Genomic DNA, 6625 nt, shown 5'->3' with positions numbered 1-6625 from the left:
GGCCTGGAGCGTGGCGAGATCGCGCCGGGCTGCCGCCAGCTCGCGCTGCTGGAGATGCACCCAGGCGCCTGCCGCGGCCACCGCGGCGAGAGCCGCGACGCCGCCCAGCGCCCAGGCCAGCCACGGCAACGGCGCCTGGTGCCATTGGCGCGACAGCGCCCAGCTCAGCGGCAGGTTCTTGAAGGACGACATCGGTGCCAGCCGCCAGCAGGTCAGCGCGGGGCGGGGACGTGGTTCGGCAATGGAGCGACGGCGATGGAATGGCTGTGCGGCATGGGATCCTCCCGTGAAGCGCACCGCGAGGTCTTGTGGAGCCGTGGTCTGGTGCGCGGAACCGGGTCACGCCCGGCGAGGAAGGAGTGTCGCGCAGAAATGACCGGGATTTCGCGACGGATCCCTGACTTCCGGGCCCCGGTTCGTCACTCGATCACGTCATACAGCCGCACGATGAACGACACCTGGTACAGCAGGTTGCCGACCGCGAACGCGCCGTGGAACACCGGGTGTCGGATGAGCGCCGCGGCGCCGCACAGCAGCACGTAGACGCCGGCCCGCAGCGGGTACTCGAGCCCGAGCTTGGGCAGCAGCGCGCTGCCCTTGATCCAGGTGTCGCCCAGGTCGACCACGAAGCTCAGCGCCAGCAGCGCGAAGAACCAGCGGCGGCGCGACAGGAAATAGTCGCGCCAGCCGTCGTATTCATCGAGGTCGATCGGGAACAGCACCGCGCACAGCAGGTAGTTCAACCCCGCGTAGAACAGCACGAAGGCATAGAGCTCGAAGCGCCACACCGGCAATTGCGCGAGCCGGAACTCCCACCACCAGAAGTGCACCAGCAGCAACAAGGTCGAGGCCGTCCACAGCAGGTGCACCCAGTACGCCTTCTGCCGGCCCGGATGCTGCACGAACACCGCCAGCCCCGACAGCAGCCGCGCGATGCTCAGGCTCACCACCATGCTGAGCACGATCCGCAGGTGCAGGAAGACGGCGGGATCGGGGGCGGGCGAGGCGGCAGTCTCCATGGCCAGGCGCAGGCGCTGCGCGATCAGAAGCCGGCGTCGATGAAGACCTGCGGCCCCTGGAAGGTGTAGCGCACCTCGCCGCGCGGGTCGCGGCGCGTCTCGGTGAGCTTGTACTGGTCGTAGCGGTAGCCGGCGCCGAGCGCGAAGTTGCCGGTGAAGCGGTACTGCAGGTTGGCCTGGAAGTTCAGCAGCCGGCCCTTGTGGCCCTTGTAGTTGATCGCGAACGCATCGGCGCGGCCCGAGGCCAGCCAGCTCGGCGCGAACGACCAGGTGCCGTAGGCGCCGACCGTCGGCAGCGGCACGGTGTGCGCGGCCTCCTCGCGGCGGACCGCGACGGTGCCGCCGTCGACCTGGCCCAGGCCCTCGACGATGAACTTGAAGCGCGTGACGTGCAGCCCGGCCACGGCACCGGCCTCGGCCTCGTCGGTCTTGTAGAACGAGTAGCCGACGCTCGCCCGCGCGACCTTCGAGTCGAACTCGCTGTCGACCGAGGCCGACACCGGGAAGGTGGTGTCGTCAACGACGATCTCGGTCTCGAGCAGCGTCTTGTCAGCACTGCGCTTCAGCGAGAAGTACTCGAACTCGGCACGCCAGCGGTCGCCGAAGCGCGCACCGACCAGCAGCGTGCCTAGCGTCTTGTGCTCGGGCAGGCCCAGCTCGTCCTCGAGGTGCAGGTCGGTGCCGGTGGTGCCGCTGTTCGAGCGGTCGACCTGGATGTGCGAGCTGATCGACGGGCGGAACGCGCCGATCTGCACCCACAGCTTCTGGTTCAGGTAGTCGGTCGCGTCGGCGGCTTGCGCACCGGTGGCGGCGAGCAGCAGCCCGGAAGCGACGGCGATCGGACGGCAACGGCGGAATGGCATGCGGTGCTCCCCTGCAATCTGTGAAATCGTTCGCGGTGCGCGAGCCTATCCGGGGCCGGAAGGGGCGTCAATCGCGGGTGCGAACCCAGGGACTGGCGTGGGATCCGCCACGTATTGCGTGGACTGCCGCAGCGGTGGCCTGCCGACAATGGTGGCTTCTTCCAGAGAGCCTCCCATGCCGCAGTCGACCGGTCCGTCCCCTTCCTCCGTTGCCAGCTCGCGCGATTCGCTGATGGCGATGGGGGCAGGCGCATTGATGGGGGCCGTCGTGATGCACATGGCCGAGCAGCGCGGCGACAGCGGCCTGAGCCTCGCGATGGCGGTGCTGTTCGTGCTGTCGGGCTGCGCATCGGTCGTGCTCGCGATGCTGAGCCGGCCGCACCGCTTGAAACCGTGGCAGCGGCGCGGCGAGATCAAGGGCTGGATGCTGGCGCTCGGGCTGGGCCTGCTGGCCGCGGTTCAGGTCAGCGCCCTCATTTCCTGAGCCGCGCGACATCGAGCGGCGAGACTTCCGCTCCCCCATTGCCCCAGGAGCCGCGCACGTAGCTCAGCACGCTGGCCAGCTCGGCATCGCTGAGCACGGTCGCGAACGGCGGCATGCCGTAGGGCCGCGGGTTCGCCGGCGTCGACGGCGCGAAGCCGCCTTCCAGCACGATGTGCACCAGGTTCGCCGGCGAATCCATCGTCACCGCACGGTTGCCGGCCAGCGGCGGATAGGCGGGCGGCGCGCCTTCCCCGTCCTCGCCATGGCAGTCGACGCAGTGCTGCTTGTACAGCTGGCCGCCTTGCGCCATCACCGCCGCCGGGGCGGGCGGGTTCTTCACCTCCTGCCGCGACAGGGCCTTCAGGTAGGTCGCCATCGCGAGCAGGTCGTCGGCGCTCAGGTGCTGCAGGCTGCCGGTCACGACCTCGGCCATCGGCCCGGTGACGCTGCCGCCGCGCGACGCATCGGCGACGCCGCTGCGCAGCAGCGCGACGATCTTCGGCAGTTCCCACTCGCCCACGCCGGCCTCGCGCGCATCGCTGAGCGACGGCGCGTACCAGTTCTGGATCGGGATCAGCCCGCCGCCGAGCGCGATGCCCGAGCTCGCACCGAGCGCATTGCGGCTCGTATGGCAGGCGTTGCAATGGCCCAGCCCCTCGACGAGGTAGGCACCGCGGCTCCAGGCCGCCGAGTGCGTGCCGTCGTGCGGCATCGAGCCGGGCCGGAAGAACGCGGCACGCCACACCGCCAGCGCCGCCTGCGTGTTGTAGGGAAACCCCAGCGCATGCGGCCGGTTCGGTTTGTCGGTGGGCGGCAGGCTGCGCAGGTATGCGAACAGCGCATCCGAATCCTCGCGCGTGACGCGGGTCAGTTCGGTGTACGGGAAGGCCGGGTACAGCAGCCGGCCGTCGGCCGAGCGGCCGTTGTGCATCGCGCGCCAGAACAGCGCCGCGGTCCAGCCGCCGAGGCCGTGCTGCGGGTGCGGCGTGAGGTTCGGGGCGAACACCGTGCCGAACGGCGTCGCGATGCCGCGGCCGCCGGCATACGGCACGCCGCCGCGCTCGGTGTGGCAGCCGGCGCAATTGCCGGCGCGGGCCAGGTATTCGCCGCGCGCCACCTGCTGCGGGGTGAAGGGCGCGGCATCGGCGACCAGCGGCGACTCGTCGCGGAAGTTCAGCGCCATCACCAGCGCCACCCCCACCCCTGCCGCGGCGGCGATCAACAGCGCGATCACGATCAGCGCGCGCTTCATGGCGACACCTTCGTCACGTCGGGAACGCCACCGCAGGTGATCGGCAACGCGGCGGGCAGCGTCGCAGCCGGATGCGCCGGCTCGGGCACCCGCTGCACCGCCAGCCACTGCGCGACCACGCTGACCTCGTCGGCCGCCAGCGCCTGCGCCACCTGCGCCATGCAGTCGGGCGCCAGCGCGCGGCGCGTGCCGGTGCGCCAGGCGCCGAGCTGCGCGACCAGGTAGTCGCGCGGCAGCCCGAGCAGGCCGGGAATCGCCGGGGCGACGCCGGTCAGCGTGGCGCCATGGCACTGCGTGCAGGCCGGCAGCTTGCGCGCGGCATCGCCGTTGCGCACCAGCGCCTCGCCGCGCTGCGCGAGCGCGGCCGGCAGCGYAGGCCCGGGCGCCGGCGGCGAGTACGGCAGGTCGAGCGACGAGAAGTACGCGGCGATCTCGCGCAGGTAGGCATCGCTCAGCGGATCGAGCAGGCCGGTCATCAGCGCGTACTGGCGGCGGCCGTCGCGAAAGCCCTGCAGCTGGTGGTAGAGGTAGTCGGCCGGCTTGCCGGCGATGCGCGGGTAGTAGCCGTCGCGCGCGGCGCGGCCTTCCTTGCCGTGGCAGCCGGTGCAGGCCTGCAGGCGTTGCGCGATCGTGTCGGGCACCGGTGGCGCGGCACGTGCACTGAAGACGGCGGTCAGCAGGATCAGGGCGAGCAAGGATTTCATCGTGCGGTGCGCGTGGCAGACGAGGCGACGGCGCAGCGCGAGTATCCTCCCGCGTCTTCAGCCGCCGGGCTGCACCAGCCTGGACATATTGACCGACGCACCGGCCGAGTCAGCGCCGCCCTGGTCACGCAACCCCGCCGCGACGCCTTCGCGATCGGCGCTCGAGCGGTTCTGGCTGACCTTCCACTTGCCCGTCAGCGCCTGCAGCGGGATCTCGATGCCGACGATCGCGCGCAGCATGCCGTCGATGAAATCGGCCGGCGCATCGGCCACCGCCCAGGGCCGTGGCAGCGCAGCCTCGTGTCGCTGCGTCAGCCGAGTCACCAGCGACAGCAGCCACGGTGCGTCTTCATGCACCTGCAGCCTGCCGCGCGCCTGCACCATCACGTAGTTCCAGGTCGGCACCACCTTGCCGTGCTCCGCCTTCGTCGCGTACCAGCCCGGCGAGATGTAGGCCTGCGGCCCCTGGAACACGACCAGCGAATCGACATCGCGCCGCGCGGCCTGCCACACCGGGTTGGCGCGCGCGACGTGGGCGCGCAGCACCGCGCGGCCGGCCTCGTCGTGCTCCAGCAGGAAGGGCACCGGGTTCGCCGACAGCTCGCCGCCGGCATCCTGCGTGACCAGCAGCCCGAGCGGGTGCGTGCGCACCAGCTCGTGCAGCACCTCGGGGCGGGATTCTTCGAAATGACGGGGTGCGTACATCGAGGCTCTTTCAGTCGATCGTGACGGGTTCGCAGCGCACCTCGGACTTCACCGAGTTCGCGATGAAGCAGTTGGCATGCGCCTCGTGGTGCAGCCGCGCCTGCTCGGCGGCATCGGGCCGGCGCTCGCCGCCATAGCGCACGGCCGGCCGCAGCGTGACGACGGTGACCGCCATCTGCCCCTGCGCATTCGGTTCCATGATGCCGACCGCCGCATCGCGGTAGTCGTCGATCACCCAGCCCGCCTTCGCGGCGAGGCCGAGGAACCACAGCATGTGGCAGCTGCTGAGGGCCGCGACGAGGGCTTCCTCGGGATCGACCGCGCTCGGGTCCGACATCGGCACGCGCACCGAATGCGGCGACGACGAACCCGGCACCGTCGCCCCGCCGTCGAAGTGCCAGTCGTGGCGGCGGCTGTAGCGGTTGTCGGTGAAGGGCTGGCCGGCGCGCGTCCAGTGCACCTCGGCGTGGTAGTCGTGCGTGGCCATCGTCGAGGTCCTCACAGGCGGTTCAGGTAGTCGAAGGTGCCGCGCTCGCGCACTTCGGTCGCGGCGTCCAGCAGCCCGCGCATCGCGGCGCGGTACAGCGAGGTCGCGAGGCTGATGCGGCGCACGCCGGCTGCTTCGAGCTCGGCGACGCTGAACGACTTGCCCTTGATGCCGACCATGAAGTTCAGCGGCTTCGTCAGCGCGCTGCACACGGTGCGCACCGCGTCGAGGTCGGGCAGGCCGGGTGCGAACAGCACGTCGGCGCCGGCGCGCTCGAAGGCCTGCAGGCGGCGGATCGTGTCGTCGAGGTCGGGCTTGCCGCGCAGGAAGTTCTCCGACCGGGCGGTCAGCACGAAGCCATGCGGCAGCGCGCGCGCCGCCTCCACCGCGGCGGCGATGCGCTCGGTGGCGTGGCCGATGTCGTACAGCGGCTTCGCCTCGTCGCCGCTCGCATCCTCGATCGAGCCGCCGGCCAGGCCGATTTCGCCGGCGCGGCGGATCGTCTCGGCGGCATCCTGCGGCGTCGCGCCGAACCCGTTCTCCAGGTCGGCCGACACCGGCACGTCGACTGCCTGCACGATGGCCTGGGCGTGCGCGATGGCCTCGTCGCGCGTCAACTGGCCGTCGCGCCGGCCCATCACCGCGGCGGCGGCGCCGCTGGAGGTGGCGAGCGCCGCGAAGCCGATGCCGGCCAGCGCGCGCGCCGAGCCGGCATCGAAGGCATTGGCGATCACGAAGGCGCGCGGGCCGCGGTGCAGCGCGATGAAGCGGTCGGTCTTGTTGATGGTCTGGTTGCTCATGAGAGGCTCCCGTCGGGTTCCGGATTGGTTCCATATCGTAGACACTGAAGAGGCTTCACGAGGAACCAATCGACCATGCCCGGAGGAACCAATTCGGCGCTTGCTTCAACGGCCGCCACGTTGCGCCAGCAGGTCTACCTGCAGCTGCGCGGCGCGATCGAGCAGGGCACCTTCGCGCCCGGTGCGCGGCTGCCGCCGTCGCGCGATCACGCGCTGGCGCTCGGCGTCGGGCGCAACACGGTGCTGTGGGCGCTGGAGCGGCTGCGTGCCGAGGGCTACGTGGTGGCGCGCGTCGGCGACGGCAGCTACGT

General features: G+C 71.1%; 10 protein-coding genes. 2 read left to right on the top strand and 8 right to left on the bottom strand.

From position 1 onward, the window contains the following. The 3 genes from AC1D1T_RS28730 to AC1D1T_RS28720 all read right to left on the bottom strand — a co-directional run. A partial coding sequence (locus AC1D1T_RS28730; protein ID WP_477826380.1) for a hypothetical protein occupies positions 1-192 on the bottom strand: 192 nt, incomplete at its 3' end. A 227-nt stretch (positions 193-419) separates the two neighbouring features. Next, positions 420-1019 (bottom strand): hypothetical protein, encoded by a 600-nt coding sequence (locus AC1D1T_RS28725; RefSeq protein WP_477826379.1) that lies wholly within the window; start codon positions 1017-1019, stop codon positions 420-422. 23 nt (positions 1020-1042) lie between these two features. Then, entirely contained in the window at positions 1043-1882 is an 840-nt protein-coding gene (locus AC1D1T_RS28720; protein WP_477826378.1) for a hypothetical protein, read from the bottom strand. A 175-nt stretch (positions 1883-2057) separates the two neighbouring features. Here AC1D1T_RS28720 and AC1D1T_RS28715 point away from each other — a divergent pair, with 175 nt between their 5' ends. Continuing rightward, positions 2058-2366 (top strand): hypothetical protein, encoded by a 309-nt coding sequence (locus AC1D1T_RS28715; protein ID WP_465111304.1) that lies wholly within the window; start codon positions 2058-2060, stop codon positions 2364-2366. Here AC1D1T_RS28715 and AC1D1T_RS28710 read toward each other — a convergent pair. Genes AC1D1T_RS28710 through AC1D1T_RS28690 form a run of 5 tightly spaced genes read right to left on the bottom strand, consistent with a single transcriptional unit; the run spans position 2356 to position 6314 of the window. Beyond that, complete coding sequence (locus tag AC1D1T_RS28710; RefSeq protein ID WP_477826377.1) at positions 2356-3618, bottom strand: c-type cytochrome; 1263 nt, start codon at positions 3616-3618, stop codon at positions 2356-2358. The genes AC1D1T_RS28715 and AC1D1T_RS28710 overlap by 11 nt on opposite strands. After that, positions 3615-4322: a c-type cytochrome gene (locus AC1D1T_RS28705; protein WP_477992967.1), complete on the bottom strand. Its 708-nt coding sequence runs from the start codon at positions 4320-4322 to the stop codon at positions 3615-3617. The genes AC1D1T_RS28710 and AC1D1T_RS28705 overlap by 4 nt, the downstream gene beginning before the upstream one ends. Before the next feature lie 57 nt (positions 4323-4379). Beyond that, positions 4380-5027, bottom strand: coding sequence for an FMN-binding negative transcriptional regulator (locus AC1D1T_RS28700; RefSeq protein WP_477826375.1), 648 nt, complete (start codon positions 5025-5027; stop codon positions 4380-4382). A gap of 10 nt (positions 5028-5037) precedes the next feature. Continuing rightward, entirely contained in the window at positions 5038-5514 is a 477-nt protein-coding gene (locus AC1D1T_RS28695; RefSeq protein ID WP_477826374.1) for an OsmC family protein, read from the bottom strand. Between the two features lie 11 nt (positions 5515-5525). Then, positions 5526-6314: an isocitrate lyase/PEP mutase family protein gene (locus tag AC1D1T_RS28690; protein ID WP_477826373.1), complete on the bottom strand. Its 789-nt coding sequence runs from the start codon at positions 6312-6314 to the stop codon at positions 5526-5528. Positions 6315-6389: 75 nt separating this feature from the next. Here AC1D1T_RS28690 and AC1D1T_RS28685 point away from each other — a divergent pair. Continuing rightward, positions 6390-6625: GntR family transcriptional regulator (locus tag AC1D1T_RS28685; protein ID WP_477992966.1), on the top strand; the 236-nt coding region annotated here is incomplete at its 3' end.

Source organism: Rhizobacter sp. P2_H3, assembly GCF_056403355.1.
The sequence above is the reverse complement of the archived record's forward strand: the minus strand, read 5'-3'. Positions and strand labels throughout refer to the sequence as shown.